Here is a 24739-nt window from a genome sequence, read left to right on the forward strand (position 1 = left end):
TTCTCACGGGGATCGGTGCGCGCCGGACGTGCCGGATTCCAGGAGCGTGCCGCCGTCCCAGACCACGCCGACCTGGCGGTAGTAGGCGGCGATGGGCTCGCGTACCGCCAGCCTGGACAGTTCCTCGGTCGGGGAGTCGAACAGCTCCAGCTCGGCCTCGCCCGCCCATGCCTGTCCGGCCTCGAAGGCGGCGGCGCCGGACTCGACCAGCTCGTCCAGCGCGAGCCCGCCGCCCTTGCCGATGGCGGGCAGCCAGCGGTGGTGGGCCATCGGGTGACCGTTGACGAACCCGTTGCCGGGCGACGGCTCGCGCAGGGTCACGACGGCCTGGGCCAGGCGGCGGTCGGCGGCGGCCAGCGTCGCGCCGAACCGGGCGCCGGCCTCGATCCTGGGCGCGGGCCCGTACGGGTGGGGCCTGGTCTGGTGGATCGAGCCCAGCTTCTTCGGATAGCCCTGGTGCAGCCCCCTGGCGACGGCGAAGTCCTTGTCCACCCAGATGTAGACGCACCTGGAGTACGTCCGCCCCCGGTAGGAGCAGCGGACCACGGCGAACGCCTCCTTGTACTGCGAGCGCACCGGGTCGAGCAGTTCCTCGCGGGAGCCGGAGCAGGACTGCCAGTCGGCCCAGATGAGCGCGACCGCGCCGGGGTCCTCCTCGGCCAGGTCCAGCGGCTCGGGCAGCAGCTCGCGCACCCGTTCAGGGTCGGTGCGGTACTCGATCGTGAGCAGGTCGCCGGAGTAGTGCCACGGCGGCTCCGGGATGAGGGACGAGCGGCCCGTGGCCGTCTTGGGGTGGAAGTAGCCGCGGACGCCGGCCAAGGTGGTCCTCCTGGAACTCGTTTGGTTCCAAATAAAATAGAAACACCGAGCCCTATCGGTCAACACCACTTGCGGCTATCCATACGTCACCGTTACGTTTGACCTCAAACGACTCTAGGAGACACCGGTGCAGCAGCACATCGACCGCCTGAGCGAGCGGGGAGTCGACGTGGTCCGCGTGACCTACCCCGACCTGACCGGGACCGACCGCGCCCGCGACGTCCTGCTGGAGTCCCTCCCCGACGCCGTCGGCCACGGCCTGGCCTTCTGCCGGGCGGTCTACCACTCCACCCCGCGCGGCGGCACCGCCGACATCAGCGGCGGCCTGGACGCGGGGCTGCCCGACATCGCCGTCGTACCCGACCTGGCCACGCTCGCACCGCTGCCTTGGGAGCCCGGCGTCGCCTGGTGCCACGGCGACGTCGTCGATCCCGCCACCGGCGCCCCGGCCCCCGAGTCGCCGCGCGACCTGCTGCGCGCCGTGCTGGCCCGCTGCGCCGAGCAGGGCCTGCGCCCGGTCGTCGGCCCCGAGCTGGAGTACTTCCTGTGCGACCCGGCCCCCGCGGGCGGCTGGCAGCGTTACGCCGAGGCCACCGGCAACGTCTACACGGCCGGCCGCCGCGGCGACCCCGACGGCCACCTGACCCGTACCCTGCGGCACCTGCGCGACCTCGGTCTCGGCGTGACGGCGGGCAACCACGAGTTCAGCAGCGGCCAGTTCGAGATCAACCTGCGGCACTCCGAGGCGCTGGACGCGGCCGACCGGGCCTTCTGGTTCAAGGCGGCGGTCAAGGAGCTGGCGCGGGTGGAGGGCAGGCTGGCGACGTTCATGGCCAAGCCGTTCAACGACGAGGGCGGATCGGGCTTCCACCTGCACCTGTCGTGCCTGGGCGAGGACGGCGGCAACGCCTTCGACGACCCGGACGCGCCGTACGGGTTGTCGGCGACCGCGCGGCACGCCATCGCGGGCGTGCTGGCCCACGCCCCCGCGCTGGCGGCGCTGGCCAACCCGACGGTCAACTCCTACAAGCGGTTCGGCCCCGACACGCTGGCCCCCTGGCTCATCGACTGGGGGCTCGACAACCGCAGCGCGATGTTGCGCATCCCGCCGGAGCGGGGCGCCGGCGCCCGGTTCGAGCTGCGGCTCGGGGACGCCAGCGCCAACCCGTACCTGCTGGTCGCGGGCACGGCCGCCGCCGCGCTGCTGGGCGTGCGGGCGGGCGAGGAACCGCCCGCCCCGCTCGTCGGGTACGGCTACGACGCCTCCAAGGCCCCGGTGCTGCCGATGACGCTGCCCGAGGCCCTGGACGCCTTCGAGGGCGACGGCGAGCTGACCGAGCTGCTCGGCAAGGACTTCACCGCCGCCTTCCTGGCCTACAAGCGCGACGAGGTCGCCCGCTTCCAGCGGCACGTCACCGACTGGGAGTTCGGGGAGTACGCCTACCACCTGTGACCCGTCATTCGATCGCGCGCTGCGCCAGGTCCTCGGCCAGCGCGATGATCTCCGGGTTGTAGGGCGCCTTCTCGCCCGGGACGTACCGCACCCGGTCCAGGCCGCGGCGGTAGCGGAACACGCCCCTGCGCTCGTGCAGCTCCCAGTCCACCGGGCCGCCGTAGTCGTAGCCGACGCTGATGCCGGTGAAGGGGGCCATGCCGAGCAGTTGCGGCACCCCCTCGACGGCCAGCACCGGCTTGTCCTCCGCCAGCACCTCGATGTCCCAGCGCATCTCCGGCAGCGCCGTAAAACGGGCCGTGACCGTCACCGGGCCCCGCGCCGCCAGCGGCCCGGCCGCCCGCACCGGCACCCCGTAGGCGTTGTACGTCAGCCGCAGCTCGCCGTCCTCGACGAACAGGACGTATCCGCCGCCCTGGTCGCCGTGGGCCACGATCACGCCCTCGTCGCCGGGTTCCCGATCCAGCCACGCCTCGACGGTGAACGACCGCAGCGAGGTGAGCTTGGCCGACCGGAACCGTTCCAGCACCGGCGTGCCGGGCCGGATCGTGACCGGCTCCGACAGCGGCAGCTCGCTCGCCGGCCGGGTGTTGAGCATGCCGGGCGTGTCGGCCAGCGGGAAGACCGTGTTGAGCCAGGCCGCGGCCCGCCACTTCGCGGCCAGGTCGGCGACCCGTCCGGGCTGCTCGGCGGCCAGGTCGGTGGTCTCGGCCGGGTCGCGGGCGATGTCGTACAGCTCCCAGCCGTCGTCGGTGAACGGCGTGCCGGGCAGGTGCGGGGCGATGATCTTGTAGTCGTCCTCGAAGTAGCCGCGCTGGCCGCCGCACTCCACGTACTGGGAGCGGTGCAGGCTCGGCCGGTCGCGCTCGCGCAGCAGGTGGTCGAACGGAACGCCGTCCACGTCCCCGGGACGCTCCAGTCCGGCCAGGGTGAGCAGGGTGGGGGCGACGTCGGTGACGTAGGCGTACTGGTCGCGTACGCCCGGGTCGTCGGCGCCCCTGGGCAGCCCGGCCGGCCACGACAACACGAACGGCACGTGGATGCCGCCCGCGTAGGCGTGGCCCTTGTAGAGGCGGAACGGGGTGTTGGAGACGTTCGCCCAGCCGCGCGGGTAGTGGCCGTGGACCCGGGGGCCGCCGATGAGGCCGAGGTCGCGCGGCACGTCGGGGCACCAGTCGGCCGGCAGCCCGGCCAGGTGCACGAAGCGGCTGAAGTAGCTGCGGGTGCCCTCCGGGCCGCCCTCGCCGGTCGCGCCGTTGTCGCTGGTGAGGACGATGATCGTGTTGTCGTACTCGCCGATGCGCTTCAGGTGCTCGACCAGCCGGCCGAGGCTCTGGTCCACGGCGTCCACGGCGGCGGCGTAGACCTCCATGTGGCGGGCGTACAGCTCGGCGCGTTCCGCCCACGGCGGCAGGTCCGGGTCCGACGGTCTCGTGCCCTCGGGGAAGAGGCCGTCGCGGAGCTGGCGGGCGAACCGTTCCTCGCGGACGCGCGCCCAGCCCGCGTCGTAGCGGCCGCGGTATTTCGCGATGTCCGCCGGCTTGGCCTGCACCGGCCCGTGGACGGCCTGGTGGGCGAAGTAGAGGAAGAACGGCTTGCCGGCGTCGTTGGCGCGCAGGCCGTCGATCATGCCGATGGCGCGGTCGGTGAGGGCGTCGGTCAGGTAGAAGTCGTCCGGGAAACCCTCGTCGGGGACCGGGCCGTTGTCGCTGATCAGCCGGTGGGGGTGGAACAGGGACGTGAAGCCGTCCATGGAGCCGTAGTAGCGGTCGAAGCCGCGTTGCAGCGGCCACGAGCTCTTGTCGGCGCCGTCGTGCATCCTGGACTCCAGAGTCAGGTGCCACTTGCCGACCATGAACGTGGCATACCCGCCGGCGCGGAACGACTCGGCCAGCGTGGGCGCCTCCGGCGGCAGCTCCATCCGGTAGCCGGGATAACCCGGGTCGGCGTGGGCGACCATCGCGAACCCGGCCCGGTGCGGGTTGAGCCCGGTCATGAGGGCGGCCCTGGAGGGCGAGCAGAGCGGCGTGCTGTGGTAGTTGGTGAACCGGTAACCCGACCCGGCCAGCGCCTGCGCGTACGGGGTGTCGATCTCCGACCCGAACGGCGACAGGTCGCTGAACCCCAGGTCGTCCACCAGCACGACGACCACGTTCGGCGCCCCCGGACGCGCCCGCCGCCGCTGCGGCCACCAGGGCGTGGACTGCGAGGCCAGTTCGCGGGCCGTGCCGCCGAAGCCCTCGTAACCCCTGCTCGGCGGCGTGCTCACGGGCCCTCCGGGTCGACGGCGTCCCGGTCGGCCCACAGCGGCTCCACCCGCGCCCGCAACTCCTCGGCGCCGACCCGCTCGACCAGTTCCACGGCCGCCAGGTTGTCGCGGAGCTGCTCCAGGCTGGTCGCGCCGAACAGCGTCGTGGTGTTGGCCGGGTGGGTGAGCGTGAAGGCCACGCACACCTGCGCCGGGGTCGCGTCCAGCTCTCCGGCGAGGCGGGCCAGCTCGGCCGCCGAGTCCGCGATGCGCTCCCTGATGCCGCCGGGGTCGCGGCCGACCTGCCGGTCCACGCCCTTGCCCAGCAGCACGCCGCCCTCCAGCACGTCCGAGGACTGCAGGGTGACGCCCTGGGCGAAGATCCGGGCGAACGGCGCGCCGTCGGGGATCGAACGCCGCGAGACGCTGTACTTGAGCTGCGCGATGGCCGGGCCCTCGACGCCCTCGCCGGCGGCGGCGTCGATCAGCGTCTGCACGTTCGTCGCCGACCAGTTGTTGACGCCCCAGCTCCTGATCAGCCCGGCCTTGGCCAGGCCGTCCAGGTCGAGGACGAGCCGGTGCAGGTCGACGCCGTCGTGCCGCAGGTCGCCGAGCACCACGAGGTCGGCGTGCTCGGCGCCCGCGCGGAACAGGGCGTTCTCCAGCTGGTCGCGCAGGCTGTGCTCCGGGTAGCCCTCCAGCCACAACTTGGAGGAGAGCAGGTAGTCCTCGCGGCGCAGGCCGGCGGCGCGCACCAGGGCCGAGAAGATCACGTCGGTGAACACCGGCGGCATGCCGGGGAAGCCGTACACGCCGACGTCGAAGAGGTCGATGCCGTGGTCCACGGCCTCGCGGATCATGGTGACCGCGTCGTGGAAGTCCATGCGGTCGTAGGTGTGCCAGGAGCCGAGCGCGAGCACGCCCGTCTCGGGCCCGTTGCGTCCGATGCGTCGGCGCGGGATGGTCTGCACGGTACGGCTCCTAGGGCAGGCGGGGGTCGACGACGGCCTTGATCTGGCCGAGCCTGGACATCGACTCGACGCAGGCGCCGGCCTGCGACAGGCCGACGGGCTCGCTGAACAGCTCGTCCCACGGCATGCGGCCGGCGAACGTCTGGAAGAACTCGATCGAGCGGTGGTAGTCGGCGATGTCGCCGTTGAGCGAGCCGACCACGGTCAGCTCCTTGCCCATGACCGCCCCGAGCGGTACGGGCGCCGGCTCGAACCCGGTGGACCCGACGATCACCACGGTGCCGCGCTGGGCGGCCACCGCGACGGCCTCCTCGGCCACGGTCGGCGCTCCGGCCAGGTCGAACACGTAGTCCGCGCCGCGCTCCCCGGCCAGCTCCCTGATCCGGGCTATGCGCTGGTCCTTGTCCAGGTCGGTGGAGACGGTGGCGTCGGCGCCGAACCGTACGGCGGCGGCCAGCCGGTCGTCCGGGCCGCCCACGGTGATGACGGTGCCCGCGCCGGCGATCCTGGCGACGGCCGTGGCGAAGATGCCGAGCGCGCCCGCGCCCTGCACCACCACGGTCGAGCCGGCCCTGATGCCGCCGGCCCGGTCCACGGCGCGCAGCACGGTCTTGGCCGCGCAGCCCGACATCGAGGCCCAGGTGTCCTTGACGTCGGCGGGCAGCAGCAGCTTGGCCGCGCCCGGGGTCACGTAGCAGTACTCGACCAGGCCGCCCGTGGCGTACGGGGGGCGGTCGGCGCGCTGCATGAAGCCGTACCCGCGGTTGGCGCAGGCGACCGGCTGGCGCAGGACGGCGCAGCCGTAGCAGTGGCCGCAGGTGGACTCCGACCAGCCGATGCGGTCGCCCGGCCCGATCGGGCGGCCGAGGGCGTCGGTGGTGCCCGGGCCCGCCTCCACGACCTCGCCGACCATCTCGTGGCCGAGGATCATCGGAAGCATCCCGGGGAACGTCATCTGGCCCGCCCACAGGTGCACGTCGGTGCCGCAGAGGGTGGTGCAGGTGATGCGGACCAGGGCGGCGCCGGGCTCGACCGCGTCGGGCAGCGGCACGTCCTGAAGGCTGAGCGGCTTGCCGTGCTCGGTGAGGACGGCGGCGGCGGTTGTCGTTGGCATGGTCACCTTCATGGCTTTCGACCGTTGAGTGTGGTTAATCTACACTCGTTGACAAACAATTACAGCCCCTCAGGAGGAACCCGGTGTCAGCGGACGAGTACGCGGACCTCGTGGCGGTCGGCGGCAACGTGCTCACCTTCGACGCCCGCGACGGGCGGGCGAGCGGTCTGGCGGTGCGCGCCGGCCGCCTGATGACGGTCGGCACGGACGAGGAGGTCCTGGCGTACGCCGGGCCGGGCACCCGGGTGCTCTCCCTGGCCGGCCGTACGGTCCTGCCCGGCATCAACGACTCGCACCTGCACGCGGCCTGGTTAGGAGCGGTCTGGCCGGACACGCTGATCAGCGAGAACGGCCTGTCCGCCCACGAGGGCCGGCTGCTGGCCGACGAGGAGTCCAGGCGGGCGGCCATCCTGCGCGCCGGGCAGGTCTGCGCCTCGCTCGGCATCACCAGCTACACCGAGCCCGGCCTCGGCCCCGGGGAGGACGACGGCGAGACCGGCTGCTTCTCGCAGGCCGTCCTGGACACCTACGCGAAGCTGGCCGAGGAGGGTGAGCTGCGGGCCAGGGTGACCGCGCTGCGCCTGTTCGGGGTGCTCGACGGCCCCAGCACGCTGGAGGACGTGGCCGCCGGGCTCGGCGCGCTCGTCCCCCGGTCCGACTCCGCCTGGCTGAACGTGGCCGGGCTCAAGATCTTCGCCGACGGCATCCCGCCCATGCGGTCGGCCTGGACCTGCCACCCCTACACCGAGGGCGGCCACGGGTCGTTGCTGGTGGCCGGGGCCGACGACGCCGGGCGCGAGCACAACCTGCGCACCATGATCCGGCTGGCGCATCAGGCGGGCCTCCAGGTGGGCGTGCACGCCACCGGCGACCGTACCGTCGAGGCGTTCCTGGACACGGTGGCCGAGCTGCCGGACGCGGCCGCCGGGCGGCACTACGTCATCCACGGCGACCTGGTGAACCCCGCGCAGATCGCCCGTATGGGCTCGCTCGGCATGGGGCTCACCACGCAGCCCGTGATCGCGGTCGCCACGGCCGACTGGGTGGCGGGGGCGCTCGGCGCGGAGGTCGCCGGCGCCGCCTGGCCGCTGGCGGAGCTGCTGTCGAGCGGGGTGAGGTTCACCCTGAGCAGCGACGGGCCGGTGACCACGCCCGACTGGCGGGTGCAGGTGGCGGCCGCGTGCACGCTGCTGGGCGAACGGGCGCCGCGCCCCGGCCTGATGTACCGGCTGCTGCGCTGCTACACCACCGCCCCGGCCGCGCAGGACGGCGCGGAGTCGTGGAAGGGGTCGCTGGAGATGGGCAAGGTCGCCGACTTCTGCGTCCTGGAACGCGACCCGCTGGAGGTCACGCCGGCGGAGTTGCCGCAGGTGGCGGTCGACGCGACCGTGGTGGGCGGCCGCGTCGTCCACATGCGCGAAGGCGTGGCCCTGGACTGAGCCCGCGCCAGGGCCGGTCAGGCCAGGAGCTGGCCGCCGTCCACCTGGAGGCTGACGCCCGTGATGTGGCGGGCGCCGTCGGAGGCGAGGAAGAGCACGGCGGGCACGATGTCGGCCACCTGGGCGATCGAGCCCAGCGGGATGCGCGACTCCCATGCCTTCCTGGCCGCGTCGTCCGTGGCGAACATCGCCGTCATGGGGGTGAGCACCGGGCCGGGGGCGACCCCGTTCACGCGGATGCCGTGGGCGGCCAGCTCGATGCCCGCCGAGCGGGTCAGGGCGTCGATGGCGGCCTTGGTGGCCTCGTAGTGGCCGAGGCCGGGCGTGGGCTGGCGGGCGCCGATGGAGGAGATGTTGACCATGCAGCCGCGTACGCCGCGCTCCACCATGTGCGCGCCGACCGCCCTGGTCATCAGGAACGTGCCGCGGAAGTTCACCCGGGCGCAGGAGTCGAAGACGTCCACGTCGAGGCCGATGAGGGGGCCGCCGCCCGCGGTGTGGCCGGCGTTGTTCACCAGCACGTCGATGGTGCCGTGCGCGGCGACGACGGCCGCGACGGCGGCCTCGACGGAGGCGGCGTCCCCGACGTCCACCTGGACGTGGTGGGCGCCGATCTCCATGGCGGCCGCCCGCGCCCGCGCCTCGTCGAGGTCGGCGATGACGACGCGCTCGCCCGCCGCGGCGAACGCCTCCGCGACGCCGCGGCCGATGCCGCTCGCGCCGCCGGTGACGAGGACGGTCCTGGGAACGACAGGTTCGCTCATGTGGGGGTTCCTGTTCGGTGAGGGCCCTTCACAGATGGGGCTGCGGGGGGCATTGGGGTTTATTATTATACAAGCGTAGACAAAAAAGACCTCGTCCGGCAGGGAGTGGATCGACGTGAGCGACACACAGCGGGTTCCGGTACGGCGACTCGGACCGGGCGGCACGACGACGTCCCTGTTCGGGCTGGGTTCCTGGAACACGTGGGACCGCATGGAGTTCGGCGACGCGGTGGCCCTGATCAGGGCGGCCCTGGACGCCGGCGTGACCCTCTTCGACGTCGCCCACTACAACATGGGCCCGCACGCCGAGCAGGCCCGTACGGACCTCATCTTCGGACGCGCGGTGCGCGAGGCCGGCGCGGACAGGGACGACTGGCAGCTCTGCGGCAAGTTGTGGTTGTGGGAGTACCCGCGCACGGGCTTCCGCGAGCAGCTCGAGGTGAGCTTCGAGCGCGTCGGCGTCGAGCGCGCCGAGACCGTCGTGGTCGGCGACTACATGGAGCGGCCCGACATCCGGCGGATCGTGACGGACGTCGCCGAGCAGATCGCCGCCGGCCGCTTCGCGAGCTGGGGCGTCAACAACTGGATCGCCGAGGACGTGGACCTCGCGCTGCGCTTCGCCGCCGAGGAGGGGCTGACGCCGCCGAGCTTCGCCCAGCTCAAGTACAGCATCGCGCGGCGTTCGATGGCCGAGGGCGGCTTCTACGGCAGACACTTCGCGTCCGGGGCGCTGGTGCTGCAGGCCAGCGACATCTTCGAGGGCGGCATCCTGGCCGGCCGGAAGTTCCCCGAGCGGAAGATCGGCGCCGACCCGGGCGGCATCCGGGACGCGATCAGGGAGGCCGCCGACGCGGTGGCGCGGGTGGCGGCCGACTTCGGCGCGACGCCCGGCCAGGTCGCGATCGTGTTCTGCCTGGAGCATCCGGCGGTGGCCAACGTGCTGTTCGGGGTGAGCAGGATGGCCCAGCTGGAGGACAACCTGGGCGCGCTGCGGCTCTGGCGCGAGCGGGGACCGCAGGTGCGCGCGGCGCTGGCGGACCTGTGGCTGGACCGCGAGGTCAGCGCCGACGGCGTCTGGACCCCGTGACGCGGGAGCGGGGGCGCGCGGCGGTGACCGCCGGGCGCCCCCGCGCGCGCCTGCCCTCACCGCGGCGCCGGACGGCGGGTGCGCAGCTTCTGCAGTTCGCTCATCGACCGGGCCCGCGCGTCGACGACGTTGCGCATGCTCGACCCGATGAGGTTCAGCAGCAGTACGCAGAGCATGATCGCCGCACCCGGCAACACGATCAGCCACGGCGCCTGCGTCAGGTACGACCGCCCCTCGGCGATCATGTTGCCCCACGTCGGCGTCGGCGGCGCGATGCCCAGCCCGAGGAAGCTCATCGCCCCGTCGACCAGCATCGCCGAGGCCGACAGGATCACGACCTGCACCAGCGCCAGCGGCAGCACGTTGGGCAGCACGTGCACGAACAGGATCTTCGCCGGCCGCATGCCGGACACCCGCGCCGCCCCGATGTACTGCCGGGCCGCCACACTGAGCACCCGGCTGCGGATCACCCTGGCCGTGAACGGCGTGAAGATGACCGTCAGCGCGATCAGCTCGGTCCAGATGCTGGCGCCGAGCCCGATGGCCAGCGCCATGGCCAGGATGATCGCGGGGAAGGACATCCAGGCGTCCATGATGCGCATGACGACCGCGTCCACGGTCCGGTAGAAGCCGCTGACCAGGCCGATCACCATGCCGGTGAACGCCGCGCAGAGCGTGATGAGCGCCGACAGGCCGAGCGAGGCCCGGCCGCCGGAGACCAGGCGGCTCAGCACGTCCCGGCCGTAGGAGTCGGTGCCGAGCAGGTGGTCGGCCGAGGGCGGCAGCAGCCGGTGCACCGGGTCGGTCGCGTTCGCGTCCGGCAGGAACACCGGCAGCAGGACGACGGCCAGCACGATCAGGACGAGCAGTGTGGTGGCGGTGATCAGCACCGGGTTGCGGCGCCAGGCGCGGGAGGCGGCGGAGGGCCGCCCGGCCGCCCCGACTCGCCCCGCGACGGCCTCGGTAGTCACGAAACACGCACCTTGGGGTCGAGGAGGGCATAGGACAGGTCGACGATCAGGTTGACGACCACGAACATCAGCGCGACGAACAGCGTCACGCCCTGGACCAGCGGGAAGTCCCGGGTCGAGACCGCGCCCATGAGCAGCGAGCCCAGCCCCGGGATCACGAAGATCGATTCGATGATCACGATGCCGCCGACCATCATCGCGAAGTTGCTGCCGAGCTGGGTGATCAGCGGCATCAGCGCGTTGGGCAGCACGTGCCTGAGCATGACCTGCCGTTCCGACAGCCCCTTGACCCGCGCGGTGCGCAGGTACGTGTGCGGCAGTTCTCCGAGCACGCTCTCCCGCAGGGTCAGCGTGAACAGCGCCGACTGCCCGATGACCAGGCACACCACCGGGAGCACCAGCATCGGCACCCCGGCGACCGGGTCGGTGAAGAGGTCGGTGTACCCGCTGGAGGGGAACCAGCGCAGCGACACGGCGAACACCAGCACCAGGATCAGCGCGATCCAGAAGTCGGGGATCGCCATACCGAGCGAGGAGAGCAGGTTGAACCCGCGGGCCACGGGGTTGCGCGGCGAGACCGCGTTCCAGGAGGTGATCAGCACCGCGACGAAGAAGCTGATGACGGTGCTGATCACCGCCAGGGTCAGCGTCGGGACGAAGTGCTCGGTCACGACCCGAACCACCGGGGCGTGGTAGGTGATCGACGAGCCGAAGTCGCCGCCCGCCACGTTGCCGAGCCAGCTCAGGTACTGCTCCCACAACGAGCCGGACAGCCCCATGCTCTGCCTGAGCGCCTCGACGTCGGCGGGTTTGGCCGTCGGGCCGAGGATCGCGATGGCCGGGTCGCCCGGGATCAGGCGGATGACGAAGAACATCATCGTGCCCACGATCAGCAGGATGACGACCAGGTCACGCAGTCGCCGGAGCAGAAGTCCCGCCATGTCCCCCCCTCACTTCTGGAGCCAGGAGTTCCAGAACACGCGGTAGAACGTGTCGTACCCCTTGAGCGTGGGCGAGTAGGCGGCGTACAGCTTCGACTGGCTGATCGTGATGACCGGGAACTGCTGCCACACGAACGTCTGGAGCTGGTCCATGAGCGTCTTGGCGGTCTCCGGGGAGGTCGCGGCGTTGTAGTCCTCGATCAGCTTGGCCATCTCGGGCGAGCCCGAGCCGTTGAACACCCCGAGGGTCAGCGCGGGCATCTGCGAGGGCGAGGTGAGCGCGGCGTTGAAGAACAGGGTGGTGATGTCCCAGCCGCCGGGGTCCTTGGTGATCGTGCCGAGCATCGTCGGGAAGTCGTAGGTGTCGATCTTCGTCTTGATGCCGATCTTGGAGAGCTGGTCCTGCAGCAGCACCGCCCACTGGCTGAACTGCGGGTAGCTGTTGGAGGTCAGGATGCGCACGGTGTCACCGGCGTTGACGCCGGCCTGCGCGAACAGCTCCTTGGCCTTGTTCGGGTCGTGCTGCTTGTAGACGTCGTCGCCGGCGGTGGAGTACAGGCCCTTGTTGTCCTGCGAGACCAGCGCGCCCACCTCGACGGTGAGGTCGGGGCCGCCGCCGGTGGCGGCGTTCAGCGCGGGCTTGTCCATCAGCAGGTTGAGCGCCTGCCGGGCGCGTACGTCGGAGAACTTGGAGCCCTTGTTGAAGTTGGGGATCAGCACGTTCTGGTTGGCGCCGGCCAGGTTCGACACGACCACGGCGGGGTTGTTCTTGAGCGGGGTGTACTGGTCGTCGCCGGGCATGGCGTGCGTCCACTGGCCGGTCTGCAGGCCGTTGACCACGGCGTCCTGGTCGGCGACCACCTTGTAGGTGACCGTGTCGAGGTAGGCGTGCTTGGCGCCGGCCTGGCCGCCCCAGTCCTCCTCGGCGCGCGACTTGTAGCCGTCGTAACGCTCCAGCACGACCTGCTGGCCGATGTCCCAGCTCTTCAGCTTGTACGGCCCCGTGCCGACGGCCGCCTCCTTGGCGAAGCCGGTCGCGGGCACGCCCTTGAGGTTCTTGGCCTCGTAGACCTCGGCGCCGGGGCTGGCCAGCTCGTCGATCAGCGGGTAGCGCGGCTTCTTCAGCTCCAGCGTGACCGTGGTGTCGTCGGTGGCCTTGAGGCTCTTGACGTCGGCGGCGACCTGCTGGCCGGTGACGTGGCTCTTCAGCCAGCGCTCCAGGCTGGCGACCACGTCGGCGGCGGTCAGCGGGTTGCCGTCTTGGAACGTGACACCGGTGCGCAGCTTGAAGGTGTAGGTGAGCCGGTCCTCGCTCTGCTTGTAGGTGTCGACCAGCATCGGGCGGGCCGCGAAGGTCTTGTCGACCTCGAAGAGCTTCTCGTACAACATGTTGCCGATGTGGGCGGTGACCTGGCCCGGGTTGGCGACCATGTCCAGCGACTGCGGATCGGTCGGGACCGCGACCACGAGGTCGCCGCCGCGTACGGGGGTGCCGGCGTCGGCGGAGGAGGAGGACGACGGAGTCGCGCCGCCCGCGCAACCGGAGAGCAGCAGGGCGCTCGCCGCGGCGGCGCAGACCAGCCCGGCCCTCAGGCTCTTGAGCACGTTCATGTGGGTTCTCGCTCTTGCTCTGAAAAAAAGGGGGGACAGAAGAGAAGGTCGACCCGAGGGGCTATCCCACGTATGCCGACAAGTCGGGATTCGCGGCCAGAAGGCGGCGCGTGTACTCGTGCGTGGAGGAGGAGGCGATGGTTTCCGGGGTGCCGACCTCGATTAGGTCGCCCTTGTACATCACGCCGACGCGGTCGGCCACCGACAGCACCAGGCTGAGGTTGTGCGTGATGAACAGGAAGCTGATGCCGTGCGAGCGGCGCAGTTGCAGGAGCAGGTTCATGACCTGGCCCTGGACCGAGACGTCCAGCGCGGAGGTGGGCTCGTCGGCGACGATGAGCCTGGGTTCGGCGGCGACCGCGCGCGCGATGGACACACGCTGGCGCATGCCGCCGGACAGTTGTGAGGGCAGCTTGCCGGCGCAGTCGGCGGGCAGGCCGACCTCGTCGATCAGCTCGGCCACACGCCGGTCGAGGCCGGCGCCGCGCAGCGGGGTCAGCTCGCGCAGCGGCTCGGCGATGATGCGGGCCACGGTGTGCCGGGGGTCGAGCGAGCTCTGCGGGTCCTGGAAGATCAACTGCGCGGTACGCCGGAAGGCGCGCTCGTCGCCGCGCAGCCCCGATGCGGTGATGCGGTGCTCGCCGAAGGCGATACTGCCCGAGGTGGGCCGTTCCAGCGCGCTGACCATGCGGCCGAGCGTCGTCTTGCCCGATCCGGACTCGCCGACCAGGCCGAAGAACTCGCCGGGCGCGATCTCCAGTGAGACGTCGCCGACGGCGCGTACGCTCGCCCGGCGGCCGGTGCGGTAGACCTTGGTGACGTTCTCGATGACCAGGGGCGGGGTACCGGCGACCGGCGCGGGCTCGGCGGCGAGCACCAGCGTCTCCGTCACGGTCTCGCCGGACCCCTCGGTGGCGGCCCTGAGCTTGGCCTCCGAGATCGTCGGAAATCCCGTACGACGGCTGACGCCGAGCTGCGGCACGCATTCCAGCAGCGCCTTGGTGTACGGATGCGTAGGCTTGGTGAGGATGTCCATCTTGTCGCCGATCTCCACCAGCCTGCCCCGGTACATGACAGCGATCCGGTCGGCGATCTCGGCGGCGACGCCCATGTCGTGGGTGATGAACACGCAGGCGGTCTGATGCTCACGCTGCACCCGGCGGAACAGCGCGAGGATCTCGGCCTGCGTCGTGACGTCGAGGGCGGTGGTCGGCTCGTCGGCGATGAGGATGTCGGGGTCGGACATCAGCGCCATCGCGATCATCACGCGCTGCTGCATGCCGCCGGACATCTGGTGCGGATACAGCGCCATGATCCGGTCGGTGTCGCCCAGCCCCACCTCGGTCAGCAGACTCCTGGCCTTGGCCTCGGCCTCGCGGCGCAGCCTGCTCCCCCGGCGCAGCGCCTGCCGGGGCAGCGCGCCCTCGGGCCGGTAGCCCTCGATGAGCTGGACGCCGACACGCTGGGCGGGGTTGAGCGAGTCCAGGGCCTCCTGGAAGATCATCCCGATCCGCGCGCCCCGGTAGGCGCGCATCTCCTCGGCGCCGAGCCGCGTGACGTCCACGCCGCCGATCTCGATCGCGCCCTCGGTGTAGGACGGGGCCACGAACTCCAGCAGGCGGATGATCGACAGTGCCGTGACGGTCTTGCCGCTGCCCGACTCCCCCACCACGCAGAGCGTCTGCCCGGAGGCGACGTCGAGGGTGAGCCGGTGGACGAGTTCCTGGGGCCCGGCGTCCTCCCGGGTGACGCCGATGGTCAGATCCGTCAGGTTGAGCAGCGACATGCGCGTGAGCTCCATTCCTGGCACCGGTACCGTGCTCGAAGCGGGGCACGCAAACCCACACTGAGCTGCCGAAAAGCCATGTTCGAGCCAGATAGTTCTACAAAGGTTGACAGACGGTCCCTCCACTGTCAACGGTTATTCCACGTTCGTAGACAGAGGGTCTATGGTGAACGTCTACATTCGTAGACAATACAGAAAGGGCAGGGCCTTGACCATGTCCACGCCTTCCCCCACGCCGGATCCGATCGTCGCCATCGCCACCGGTTACATGGGCGCCAAGCAGCTCTTCGCGGCCAGCCGCATCGGACTGTTCGCGGCGCTCGCGGACGGCGCGCGCAGCGCCGGGGAGATCGCGACGGCCACCGGCGTCACCCCCCGCATGGCCCGCATCCTGGCCGACAGCATGGCCGGGCTCGGCCTGCTGACCAGGACCGACGGCCGGTACGCCCTCGGCGCCGACGCGGCCGGCTACCTGGCCGGGCAGAAGTCGTCCGAGCTCGACCTCGGCCCGTTCCTCACCTTCCTCAACGAGATCAGCTACGGCCACTGGCTGCAGTTCGACAAGACCGTGGACACCACCGAGCCGGGCGTCCTGGACACCTCGGGCAACCGGTGGGGCACGTTCATGGCCGGGGTCATGACGTACAACAGCCTGCACGCCAGGATGCTGGGCGGCGCGTTCGACTTCTCCGGCTTCCGCAACCTGCTGGACCTGGGCGGCCTGTCCAGCGCCTTCGCCTTCGAGGCCCTGCGCGCCAACCCCGCGCTGCGCGCCACCTTCGTGTACGACCCGACGTTCGCCGACTCGATCGCCGAGCAGGTCGCCCAGGCCGGGTTCGCCGACCGGGCCGAGGTGACCGGCGCCCCGACCGACACGGCGACGCCGTCCGGCCCGTACGACCTGGTCATGGTCAACCACGTCATCCACCGCTTCGACGTCGAGCAGAACCGGGCCATCCTGCGCAACGCCCGCGCGGCGGCGGCTCCGGGGGCGCGGCTGCTGCTGCTCGACTTCTTCCTCGACGACGACGCCGAGCAGCGGGCCATCGACGCGCTGCACGCCGGGGAGTACCTGGTGATCGACGGGACGGTCGTCTACGAGGAGTCGGAGGTGCGCGGCTGGCTCGACGAGGCCGCCTGGAAGCCGGTGGACAAGCTGGCCCTGCCGGGCAGCCCGCGGGTCATCGTGGCCGAAGCGGTCTGAGCACGCGCCGGCCCGCGCCGCGGACGCGCGACGCGGGCCGGAACGGGCGGGGTCAGGGCCAGGGCTGGGCTCAGGGCTGGGCGATGCGGTCGAAGAACGACTGCAGGTGCCGCTTCTGCAGCTCGACCGTGGAGAACTGCGGGCCGACCAGGCTCATCACGTTGGCGCCCGCGTTGAGCAACACGAGCTCGTCCACGAGCTGCTCGTCGGGGATCGAGGTGCGGATGTCGCCGTCGGCGCGGCCCTCCTCGATCAGCCGGTGGAGCATGCCGCGCCAGGCGCGCAGGTGCTCCAGGTACTTGTCGTACAGCTTGGGGTTGGTCAGCGAGGTCTGCCAGAAGATCAGCAGCACCCGGCCGGCGGTGATGCGCTCCTCGTCGATCGGCATCGCCGCCTCGCACATCTCGCGCAGCGCGCCCAGCCCGCGGCGGCCGTCGAGCTTGACGTAGCTGGTCACGATGGCCAGGGCGCGCTCGTACGTCGCCTCGATGATGTCTTCCTTGCCGGGGAAGTAGTGCTTGAGCGCGCCGTTGGCGAAGCCCGCCGCGTTCGCGATCTCGCGCATGGTGGCCGCCTCGATGCCCCCCTTCGTGATCAGGTCCCACGTGACGTCGATGATGTCGCTGCGACGCTGGTCGTGGTCAATGATCTTGGGCATGCGGGACCCCTCCGTACGGCGTTTCGTCTACCAGTGTAGGACAAAATGCCGGGAGGGCATGACCCGATTGTTAGCCGCGGGTGACCCGGACGTCATAGAGGGCGCCGGCGGTGTTGGTCTTGTGCGCGCACGCGACCCGTTCGATCTCCGCGGGGTCGGCGCCCGCGGCGATGAGGTCGAGCAGGTGCTCGTGCTCCTCCACCGAACGGCGGGCCCGGCCCGGCAGGTAGCCGAACACCGAGCGCCGCATGTGGTCGAGCCTGGTCCATTCGGCCTCCAGCAGGAAGTTCAGGTGCTCGTCGTCGCAGTGCTCGTAGACGGAGAAGTGGAAGGCCCGGTTCAGCGCGGTGAACGCGGCGGGGTCGAACGAGTCCAGCGCCTCGAACAGCCGGGCGTTGATCTCGCGTGAACGTGCCACGTCCGCCGGGCCCATGCGCGGGGCCGCGACGGCGGCCGCGTACCCCTCCAGGCGGGCCAGTACCTCCAGGGTGTGGCGCACCTGCGCCGCGTCGAAGATCGCGACGCGGGCGCCGACGTTGCGCACCACCTCCACCAGCCCGTCGGACTGCAGGCGGCGCAGCGCCTCGCGCAGGGGGATCGTGCTCACGCCGATCTCCCGCGCGAGGCGGTCCATGACGAGCTGGTAACCGGGGCCGTAGGTGCCGTCCAGGATGCGCGAACGCAGGATCTCGTAGCTGAGCTCCGCCTTCGACGCGACTCCTCCTGTGCTCGTCACGTGGCGAGCGCCTTGGCGACCGCGTCGCGGAACGCCTGGCCGGCCAGCGCGCCGCGGTGATCACCCGGGACGGTGACCAGCCGGGCGCCGGGCGCCAGCGCGACGACGTTCTCGATGCCGGAGGTCATCATGTCCTCCGCGCCCGCCACGAACACCGGCGGCGTGCGCCCGGCCCATCCCTTGGGCTCGAACGGCGTGGCGCGCAGGCCCTCGACCAGCCTCACCAGCCCGGCGGCCCGCTCGGGCACCCCGCCGGAGGCGCCCGCGATCATCGCCGCGATCATGCCGGTCATCGGGTCGCCCGGCTCGCCGCCCGCGACCGCCGCGCGCAGCGCCGCCACGTCCAGCGCGGCGAACGGCTCGAACGGGCTGAGCCCGCCCAGCACGACCGCCCGCACCCGGTCGGGCGCCAGCTCCGGCAACTCCCAGGCCAGCCGGGCGCCGAGCGAGTACCCCACCACATCGACCGGCCCGTCGCCGGCCAGCGCGAGCAGCGCCGCGGCGACCGCGGGCGCGCCCGCCGCCTCGGCCGGAACCGGGCTCCCGCCGTGACCGGGCAGGTCGGGTACGACGACCACGCGCCCGGCCGCGGCCAGTTCCGCCGCGATCCCGGTGTCCACCCAGTCCTGCCGCCCGCTGGAGGCGAACCCGTGCAGCAGCAGCACGGGCGGCGCCCCGGTGGGCCGGTCGGGCGTGAACGTCTGAACGGCCGTCATGTCTGCCGAATCCTTCATGTCGTGTGGAACGCGGGCACGGGGAAGTCGACGACCACCTGACCGGTGCCGCTGCTGCCGAAGTAGGGGCAGAGCTGCTCGCCCCGCCCGTTGTACGCGCGCCAGCCCAGCAGCCCGAAGAGCATGGCGGTGTCGGCCATCGCCCCCTCGCCGGTGCAGCGCTCGTTGTAGTCGGGCAACATGTCGAGGAACTCCGAGATGCGGCCTTCGCCCCACATCTCCAGCACCGCGTGGTCGACGTTGCGGTTCAGTTCGCTGCTCACGTCGTCGAGCAGCGACTCGGCGATCTCGTTGGGCGGGAAGGCGTGCGAGAGCGACCCGCTGGCCAGGAAGGCCACCTTCCTGTCGCTGCGGAGCACGGCACGCAGCAGGGCCTCGCCGATCCGCCGGTTCTCCTCGACGGTCGAGTAGATGTTGCAGCCGATGGGCAGGACCCGGACGCCGGCGTCCTGGTTCATGAAGTACATCGGCACCAGCGTGGCGTACTCCAGGCCCAGGTCCTGATAGGTGTGCACGCGGGCCTTCTGGCCGCCCGCGACGATCTCCTCGCGGATCAGCTCGGCCAGCTCGGGATCGCCCGCGTAGTCGTAGGCGAGGTCGTGGATGAAGTGCGGCAGCTCATGGCTGACGTACGTGGCCTGGTGGCGCGGCTTGCCGTTGAGGTGGAAGCCGATGCTGTTCATCCAATGGGTGTCGGCGATCAGGAACGTGTCCGCGCCGAGCTCCCGCGCCCGCCTGCCGACCTCGGTCAGGGCGAGCTCCGCGGGGCGGCGGATGCCGAAGTGTTTGCCGGGCTGGATCGACAGCCAGATCGACGGCACGTGCGTGATCTTGGCGGCGAGCACGATCTCACCCATCACGCCACTCCCCGGCCTGCTTGGGCGGTCTGAACCATCATCCGCACTCTCCTCTCCACTGATGGCGTGATGAGCATCATGTAGGCATCTGAGGGGGTTTGTCGATATTGTTCCACATGCCATAACATAAATGATGTCGTATATGATTTGGAAGGAGACGAGGTGGGACACCCTCTTGGCCTGTCGCCGGGGAAGATCATCGCGGTCCATCTGAACTACCGCAGCCGGGCCGCCGAACGCGGCAGGACCCCGGCCGTCCCCTCCTATTTCCTCAAGCCGCCGACGTCCCTGTCGTGGTCGGGCCGGCCCGTCGTGCGGCCGGACGGGTGCGAGTTGCTGGCGTTCGAGGGCGAGATCGGCATCCTCGTCGGCAGCCGCGCCCATCGCGTCTCCCCCGAGCGCGCGCTGGAGCACGTGGCCGGGTACGTGGCGGCCGACGACTTCGGGGTCTACGACTTCAAGCACGCCGACCTCGGCTCCAACCTGCGGGCCAAGGGCCAGGACGGGTTCACCCCGGTCGGCTCGGAACTGCTCACGGACGCCGATCCGGGGCGGTTGTGGTTGCGCACGTACGTCAACGGGGAACTGGCCCAGGAGGCGTGCACGGACGAGTTGCTGTTCGGCTTCGACCTGCTGATCGCCGACCTGTCCCGGTACATGACGCTGGAGCCCGGCGACCTGATCCTGGCCGGCACCCCGGCCGGCTCGACCGTCGTACGGCCCGGGGACGTGGTGGAGGTCGAATTGGAAGGCACCGCCCGGCTGCGCAACGAGGTCGTCGCCGAGCAGGACCCGCCCGCGGCGTACGGCGTCCGGCCCAAGGTCACCCACGAGACCAGGGCCGCCGCGTACGGCGCCGCGCACCCCGCGCCCGGCCCCCTGACCCCGGAGATCACCGAGGCGCTGCGGTCGGTCTCGACCGCGACGATCTCCTCCCAGCTCCGCGCCCGCGGCATCGACCACCACTTCATCGAGGGCGTCCGCCCCGCCCGCCCCGACCTGCGCATGGTCGGCGTCGCCCGCACCCTGCGCTACCTGCCGCTGCGCGAGGACGTCTTCGCCGAGATCGGCGGCGGCATGAACGCCCAGAAGCGCACCGTCGAGGAGATCCGGCCGGGCGAGGTGCTGGTCATCTCCGCCCGGGGCGAGCACGGCGCGGGCACGCTGGGCGACATCCTGGCCATGCGCGCCCTGCGCCGCGGCGCGGCCGGCGTCGTCACCGACGGCGGGCTGCGCGACAGCCCCTCCTTCGCCACGCTCGACCTGCCCTCCTACTACGGCACCGCGCACGCCGCCGTGCTCGGCCGCCGCCACGTGCCGATGGACTCCCAGGTGCCGGTGGACTGCGGCGGCGTGCTGGTGTGCCCCGGCGACGTGCTGGTGGGCGACGCCGAGGGCGTCGTCGTGATCCCGCCCGCACTGGTCGCCGAGGTCGCCGGGGCCGCCGCCCGCCAGGAGGACGAGGAGCGCTTCATCCTGGATCGCGTCTCCGAGGGAGCCTCGATCGACGGCCTCTACCCGCTGAAGGGCGCCTGGCGCGAGGCGTACGAGCAGCAGCGCTGACCCCCCGAAAAGGAGAACCCCATGAAGTTCCGCTCCGATCCGTCGACCATCCGCGGATCCATCGCACCCGTGGTGACGCCGTTCGCCGCCGACGGGTCACTGGATCTCGACTCGCTGCGCTCGCTGGTGCGCTGGCAGCTCGGCCAGGGCTCGCACGGCATCTCCACCGGCGGCTCCACCGGCGAGCCCGGCGCGCAGTCCGTCGAGGAGCGCGTCGCGGCGATGGCCGTGGTGGCCGAGGAGACCGCCGACCGGGTGCCGTTCCTGCCCGGCACCGGCTCGGCCAAGCTCGACGAGACCCTGCGGCTGACCGCCGAGGCCGAGCGCCTGGGCGCCGACGCCGCCCTCGTCATCACGCCCTACTACGCCCGTCCCACCCAGGAAGCCCTCTACCGCTGGTACGCCACGGTCGCCGCCGAGTTCCCCGCGCTGCCGATCGTCATCTACAACGTGCCCTCCCGCACCGCCGTCGACATCGCCCCCGCGACCGTGGCCAGGCTGCGCCGCGACCACGACAACATCGTCGGCATCAAGGAGACCACCAAGGACTTCGAGCACTTCTCGCACGTGCTCAACCTGTGCGGCCGCGACTTCCTCATGTGGTCCGGCATCGAACTGCTCTGCCTGCCCCTGCTGGCCATCGGCGGCGTCGGCTTCGTCAGCGCCGCGGCCAACCTGGCGCCGCGGACCGTGGCCCGCATGTACGAGGCGTACACGGCGGGCGACCACGAGACCGCGCTGGAGCTGCACTACTCGCTGCACCCGCTGGTCGAGCTGCTGTTCGTGGAGACGAACCCGGCCCCGGCCAAGTGGGTGCTGGAGCAGCGCGGCCTGATCGCCTCCGGCCACGTACGGGCCCCCCTGATCACCCCCACCGAGCCCGGCATCGCCCGGATCAACGAACTACTGGCACAGAGCGAGGGAGTCGCCTGATGAAACTGGAGCACTACATCGGCGGCCGGCACGTGCCGAGCCAGTCCGGTGCGACCTTCACGGCGCTCGATCCCACCACGAACGAGCCGTACCTGGAGGTGGCCGCGGGCGGCGCGGCCGACGTGGCCGCGGCAGTGGCCGCGGCCCAGAAGGCGTTCACCGACGGGCCGTGGAGCACGATGCCCGCCGAGCAGCGCGCCGGGACCCTGCGCGCCGTCGCGGCGGCCATCGAGTCGAGGGACGACGAGATCGCCGCGCTGGAGTGCCGCGACACCGGCCTGCCGATCACCCAGGCCCGCGGCCAGGCGCGGCGGGCCGCGCACAACTTCCGGTTCTTCGCCGACGTCATCACCACGATGGGCGAGGACGTCTACCGCGTCGGCACCGCCCAGCTCAACTACGTCGTACGCAAGCCGGTCGGGGTGGCCGGGCTGATCACGCCGTGGAACACGCCGTTCATGCTGGAGACCTGGAAACTGGCCCCCGCGCTGGCGGCCGGCTGCCCGGTGGTGCTCAAGCCCGCCGAGTGGTCGCCCGCGTCGGCGAGCCTGCTGCCGGAGATCATGGAGGAGGCCGGGCTGCCGACCGGCGTGTTCAACCTGGTCCACGGCATCGGCGAGGACGCGGGCGCGGCACTGGTCGCCCACCCCGACGTCCCGGTGATCTCCTTCACCGGCGAGAGCGGCACCGGCCAGACCATCATGCGCAACGCCGCGTCGTCGCTGAAGACGTTGTCGATGGAGCTGGGCGGCAAGTCGCCACTGCTCGTCTTCGAGGACGCCGACCTGGAACGGGCGCTCGACGCGGCCGTTTTCGGCGTCTTCTCCCTGAACGGCGAACGCTGCACGGCCAGCTCGCGCGTGCTCGTGCAGGACACGGTCTACGAGGAGTTCGTGGCCCGGCTGGCCGAGCGCGCCGCGCGCGTACGGGTCGGCGCGCCCGGCGACCCCGCCACGGAACTGGGCGCGCTCATCCACCCCGAGCACTACGAGCGTGTCATGGAGTACGTCGCGATCGGTTCGGGCGAGGGGGCCCGCCTGGTCGCCGGCGGTTCCCGGCCCGAGCACCTGACGTCGGGCAACTTCCTGGCCGCGACGGTGTTCGCCGACGTGACCCCGCACATGCGGATCTTCCAGGAGGAGATCTTCGGACCGGTCGTCTGCGTGACGCCCTTCTCCACCGAGACGGAGGCGGTGGAGCTGGCCAACGCGACCCGGTACGGCCTGGCGGCGTACCTGTGGACCAACGACCTGCGGCGTACGCATCGGCTGGCCCAGTCGATCGAGGCGGGCATGCTCTGGGTCAACTCCCAGAACGTGCGCGACCTGCGCACGCCGTTCGGCGGGGTCAAGGCCAGCGGCGTGGGCCGGGAGGGCGGCCGGCACAGCATCGACGTCTACACCGAGTCGCACATCGTGCACCTGGCCACCGAGGACCTGCCGATCCCCCGGTTCGGAGCCGCCTGATCCGGACCGTTCCCTGCCGGGCCGGTCCCCGGCCCGGCAGGCCGTAGACGCTGAGAAGTGCGTGGAGTTACGCTCCGGTGGCCGATATGGCAGTGATGGCCACTCTTGGGGGGGAACCCAATGAGCTACACACTTTTACGCGGCAGCTTCGTGATCCGTTACCCGGATCTTCCCCGTCAGGGCCCCGAGCCCGACGGCGACACGATCAAGTTCAGACCCGACTCGCCCGCGCTGGTCGAGACGCTGGCCCGTCCCTCCGGACGGCCCCCGGACCTCACCGCGCGCGGCATCTCCGTCCGCCTGGAGGCCATCGACGCGCTGGAGACCCACTTCCAGGACACCCGCCAGGAACTCACCGGCGCGAACGCGGCCCGGGACGAGCTGCTGCGCCTGCTCGGCTTCACCGGCGTGCAGTTCTTCGACGACCTGCCCAACAAGGTCCGGTCGGCCGACCAGGACGAACTGCGCGGGCACGTGCTCAGCAACGGCATCGACGCCAACGGCCGGCTGATCGGCTTCGCGTTCACCGGCGAGCACCCAGGGCCCGACGGCCTGGCCGTGTTCCTCGACGAGGCGCTGGTGGACACCTCCGCGAACGCGCGGCTGCTGGCCGCCGGGCTGACGTACCCGGCCTTCTACGCCACGCTGCCCGCGACGCTGCGCACGCATCTGGCCGGGGTGTCGCGTACGGCCAGGACGAAGGCCTCGCCCACCGGCATCTGGCCGCGTTCGGCCGCCGATCCCGACGGGCCCGCCGAGGTGGCCTCGCTGGAGGCCCTCACCGGGCTCGTCATGTGGCCGAAGTTGTTCCGCCGGCTGGTTCCGTACCTGGCGACGGGCGCGAGCGACCTCGACGGCTTCGACGCCTGGCTCCGGGCCGACCCCGTCAACCGGGACGACGCTGTGTTCCTGCTGGACAAGCTCGAACACGGCAACCTGCACGACGTGATCCGCGCCTCCGGCACCCGGATCCAGCTCACGGCCTGGCCCGAGGACTTCGTCATCAGCCCCGACCCGGCGCCGCCCGGCGCGCCCGTGGACCCGCGTCCGGTCTCCGCCGGGGACGTGCTGATCGTGGCGGCGCTGCCCGACCCGGCGGGCGCCGACCGGGGACACGAGAACGTCACCCTCCTCAACGTCACCGGCCGGCCGGTCGACCTGGCCGGATGGGCGCTGGCCGACTCGCGGGGCGGGCGCACCGAGCTGACCGGGTCGCTCGCCGCCGGAGGCGTCCTTCAGGTCGTGCCCGGCGGGCGGCTGCAACTCGGCAACCAGGGCGACACCATCCTCCTCGTGAACGCGAAGGGCGTCACGATCGACCAGGTCACCTACAAACCCGACCACGTCCGCCCCGGCCGGACCATCTGCTTCGGCCGCTGACCCT

The 24739-nt window shown here is 71.5% G+C and carries 21 protein-coding genes; 8 read left to right on the forward strand and 13 right to left on the reverse strand.

All coding sequences use genetic code 11. The features are described from left to right. Positions 1 to 3: 3 nt before the first annotated feature. A complete protein-coding gene (locus IEZ27_RS26000; protein WP_189649625.1) occupies positions 4 to 819 on the reverse strand; it encodes an acetoacetate decarboxylase family protein in 816 nt (271 codons plus the stop codon). Between the two features lie 127 nt (positions 820 to 946). Between IEZ27_RS26000 and IEZ27_RS26005 the strand changes: the two genes are divergently transcribed. Continuing rightward, positions 947 to 2272 (forward strand): glutamine synthetase family protein, encoded by a 1326-nt coding sequence (locus IEZ27_RS26005; protein ID WP_229824330.1) that lies wholly within the window; start codon positions 947 to 949, stop codon positions 2270 to 2272. A 4-nt stretch (positions 2273 to 2276) separates the two neighbouring features. Here IEZ27_RS26005 and IEZ27_RS26010 read toward each other — a convergent pair whose 3' ends face one another. The 3 genes from IEZ27_RS26010 to IEZ27_RS26020 are packed head-to-tail and all read right to left on the reverse strand — an operon-like array spanning position 2277 to position 6605. Beyond that, complete coding sequence (locus tag IEZ27_RS26010) at positions 2277 to 4541, reverse strand: arylsulfatase (protein WP_189649626.1); 2265 nt, start codon at positions 4539 to 4541, stop codon at positions 2277 to 2279. After that, complete coding sequence (locus IEZ27_RS26015; RefSeq protein ID WP_189649627.1) at positions 4538 to 5491, reverse strand: aldo/keto reductase; 954 nt, start codon at positions 5489 to 5491, stop codon at positions 4538 to 4540. The genes IEZ27_RS26010 and IEZ27_RS26015 overlap by 4 nt, the downstream gene beginning before the upstream one ends. Positions 5492 to 5501: 10 nt before the next feature. Continuing rightward, positions 5502 to 6605 carry a zinc-binding dehydrogenase gene (locus tag IEZ27_RS26020; RefSeq protein WP_229824331.1) on the reverse strand — a complete coding sequence of 368 codons (1104 nt, stop codon included), beginning with the start codon at positions 6603 to 6605 and terminating at the stop codon, positions 5502 to 5504. An 83-nt stretch (positions 6606 to 6688) separates the two neighbouring features. Between IEZ27_RS26020 and IEZ27_RS26025 the strand changes: the two genes are divergently transcribed. Beyond that, on the forward strand, positions 6689 to 8044 hold the full coding sequence (locus IEZ27_RS26025; RefSeq protein WP_229824332.1) for an amidohydrolase: 1356 nt from the start codon (positions 6689 to 6691) through the stop codon (positions 8042 to 8044). A 17-nt stretch (positions 8045 to 8061) separates the two neighbouring features. On the opposite strand, the gene IEZ27_RS26030 is transcribed toward IEZ27_RS26025, so the two are convergent. Further along, positions 8062 to 8808 carry an SDR family NAD(P)-dependent oxidoreductase gene (locus IEZ27_RS26030; RefSeq protein ID WP_189649629.1) on the reverse strand — a complete coding sequence of 249 codons (747 nt, stop codon included), beginning with the start codon at positions 8806 to 8808 and terminating at the stop codon, positions 8062 to 8064. A 115-nt stretch (positions 8809 to 8923) separates the two neighbouring features. Between IEZ27_RS26030 and IEZ27_RS26035 the strand changes: the two genes are divergently transcribed. Then, positions 8924 to 9895: an aldo/keto reductase gene (locus IEZ27_RS26035; protein ID WP_189649630.1), complete on the forward strand. Its 972-nt coding sequence runs from the start codon at positions 8924 to 8926 to the stop codon at positions 9893 to 9895. A 56-nt stretch (positions 9896 to 9951) separates the two neighbouring features. Here IEZ27_RS26035 and IEZ27_RS26040 read toward each other — a convergent pair whose 3' ends face one another. From IEZ27_RS26040 to IEZ27_RS26055, 4 genes are all read right to left on the reverse strand, one after another. Next, complete coding sequence (locus IEZ27_RS26040) at positions 9952 to 10866, reverse strand: ABC transporter permease (protein ID WP_189649631.1); 915 nt, start codon at positions 10864 to 10866, stop codon at positions 9952 to 9954. After that, complete coding sequence (locus IEZ27_RS26045) at positions 10863 to 11807, reverse strand: ABC transporter permease (RefSeq protein WP_125633041.1); 945 nt, start codon at positions 11805 to 11807, stop codon at positions 10863 to 10865. The genes IEZ27_RS26040 and IEZ27_RS26045 overlap by 4 nt, the downstream gene beginning before the upstream one ends. A gap of 9 nt (positions 11808 to 11816) precedes the next feature. Beyond that, positions 11817 to 13418, reverse strand: coding sequence for an ABC transporter substrate-binding protein (locus IEZ27_RS26050; protein ID WP_189649632.1), 1602 nt, complete (start codon positions 13416 to 13418; stop codon positions 11817 to 11819). A 61-nt stretch (positions 13419 to 13479) separates the two neighbouring features. Next, the gene (locus tag IEZ27_RS26055; RefSeq protein WP_229824333.1) at positions 13480 to 15219 is read right to left on the reverse strand and encodes a dipeptide ABC transporter ATP-binding protein; all 1740 of its coding nucleotides are present in this window, start codon (positions 15217 to 15219) and stop codon (positions 13480 to 13482) included. 199 nt (positions 15220 to 15418) lie between these two features. Between IEZ27_RS26055 and IEZ27_RS26060 the strand changes: the two genes are divergently transcribed. Beyond that, positions 15419 to 16408 carry a methyltransferase gene (locus tag IEZ27_RS26060; RefSeq protein ID WP_189649634.1) on the forward strand — a complete coding sequence of 330 codons (990 nt, stop codon included), beginning with the start codon at positions 15419 to 15421 and terminating at the stop codon, positions 16406 to 16408. Between the two features lie 70 nt (positions 16409 to 16478). On the opposite strand, the gene IEZ27_RS26065 is transcribed toward IEZ27_RS26060, so the two are convergent. The 4 genes from IEZ27_RS26065 to hpaD form a co-directional block, all read right to left on the reverse strand. Continuing rightward, the gene (locus tag IEZ27_RS26065; RefSeq protein WP_189649635.1) at positions 16479 to 17066 is read right to left on the reverse strand and encodes a TetR/AcrR family transcriptional regulator; all 588 of its coding nucleotides are present in this window, start codon (positions 17064 to 17066) and stop codon (positions 16479 to 16481) included. 70 nt (positions 17067 to 17136) lie between these two features. Continuing rightward, on the reverse strand, positions 17137 to 17802 hold the full coding sequence (locus tag IEZ27_RS26070) for a GntR family transcriptional regulator (protein WP_229824334.1): 666 nt from the start codon (positions 17800 to 17802) through the stop codon (positions 17137 to 17139). Next, positions 17799 to 18518: an alpha/beta fold hydrolase gene (locus IEZ27_RS26075; protein WP_229824335.1), complete on the reverse strand. Its 720-nt coding sequence runs from the start codon at positions 18516 to 18518 to the stop codon at positions 17799 to 17801. Before IEZ27_RS26075 ends, IEZ27_RS26070 begins: the two co-directional genes overlap by 4 nt. A 14-nt stretch (positions 18519 to 18532) precedes the next feature. After that, positions 18533 to 19393: a 3,4-dihydroxyphenylacetate 2,3-dioxygenase gene (gene hpaD / locus IEZ27_RS26080; protein WP_189649637.1), complete on the reverse strand. Its 861-nt coding sequence runs from the start codon at positions 19391 to 19393 to the stop codon at positions 18533 to 18535. A 162-nt stretch (positions 19394 to 19555) separates the two neighbouring features. Here hpaD and IEZ27_RS26085 point away from each other — a divergent pair, with 162 nt between their 5' ends. The 4 genes from IEZ27_RS26085 (at position 19556) to IEZ27_RS26100 (ending at position 24735) form a co-directional block, all read left to right on the forward strand. Beyond that, on the forward strand, positions 19556 to 20956 hold the full coding sequence (locus IEZ27_RS26085) for a fumarylacetoacetate hydrolase family protein (RefSeq protein WP_189649638.1): 1401 nt from the start codon (positions 19556 to 19558) through the stop codon (positions 20954 to 20956). A 21-nt stretch (positions 20957 to 20977) separates the two neighbouring features. Further along, the gene (gene dapA, locus IEZ27_RS26090) at positions 20978 to 21889 is read left to right on the forward strand and encodes a 4-hydroxy-tetrahydrodipicolinate synthase (RefSeq protein WP_125633057.1); all 912 of its coding nucleotides are present in this window, start codon (positions 20978 to 20980) and stop codon (positions 21887 to 21889) included. Beyond that, positions 21889 to 23355 (forward strand): 5-carboxymethyl-2-hydroxymuconate semialdehyde dehydrogenase, encoded by a 1467-nt coding sequence (hpaE, locus tag IEZ27_RS26095; protein ID WP_189649639.1) that lies wholly within the window; start codon positions 21889 to 21891, stop codon positions 23353 to 23355. Before dapA ends, hpaE begins: the two co-directional genes overlap by 1 nt. Before the next feature lie 120 nt (positions 23356 to 23475). Next, positions 23476 to 24735, forward strand: a complete 1260-nt coding sequence (locus IEZ27_RS26100; protein ID WP_189649640.1) for a lamin tail domain-containing protein — start codon at positions 23476 to 23478, stop codon at positions 24733 to 24735. Positions 24736 to 24739 lie beyond the last annotated feature (4 nt).

Origin of the sequence: Nonomuraea spiralis (assembly GCF_014648435.1) — a bacterium.
Lineage (GTDB): Bacteria > Actinomycetota > Actinomycetes > Streptosporangiales > Streptosporangiaceae > Nonomuraea > Nonomuraea spiralis.

Coding starts and splice junctions, on each gene's coding strand:
- IEZ27_RS26020 (WP_229824331.1), bottom strand. CDS start 6,605: ATGCCAACGACAACCGCCGCCGCCGTCCTCACCGAGCACGGCAAGCCG.
- IEZ27_RS26030 (WP_189649629.1), bottom strand. CDS start 8,808: ATGAGCGAACCTGTCGTTCCCAGGACCGTCCTCGTCACCGGCGGCGCG.
- IEZ27_RS26045 (WP_125633041.1), bottom strand. CDS start 11,807: ATGGCGGGACTTCTGCTCCGGCGACTGCGTGACCTGGTCGTCATCCTG.
- IEZ27_RS26050 (WP_189649632.1), bottom strand. CDS start 13,418: ATGAACGTGCTCAAGAGCCTGAGGGCCGGGCTGGTCTGCGCCGCCGCG.
- IEZ27_RS26055 (WP_229824333.1), bottom strand. CDS start 15,219: ATGGAGCTCACGCGCATGTCGCTGCTCAACCTGACGGATCTGACCATC.
- IEZ27_RS26060 (WP_189649634.1), top strand. CDS start 15,419: ATGTCCACGCCTTCCCCCACGCCGGATCCGATCGTCGCCATCGCCACC.
- IEZ27_RS26065 (WP_189649635.1), bottom strand. CDS start 17,066: ATGCCCAAGATCATTGACCACGACCAGCGTCGCAGCGACATCATCGAC.
- IEZ27_RS26075 (WP_229824335.1), bottom strand. CDS start 18,518: ATGACGGCCGTTCAGACGTTCACGCCCGACCGGCCCACCGGGGCGCCG.
- hpaD (WP_189649637.1), bottom strand. CDS start 19,393: ATGGGTGAGATCGTGCTCGCCGCCAAGATCACGCACGTGCCGTCGATC.
- dapA (WP_125633057.1), top strand. CDS start 20,978: ATGAAGTTCCGCTCCGATCCGTCGACCATCCGCGGATCCATCGCACCC.
- hpaE (WP_189649639.1), top strand. CDS start 21,889: ATGAAACTGGAGCACTACATCGGCGGCCGGCACGTGCCGAGCCAGTCC.
- IEZ27_RS26100 (WP_189649640.1), top strand. CDS start 23,476: ATGAGCTACACACTTTTACGCGGCAGCTTCGTGATCCGTTACCCGGAT.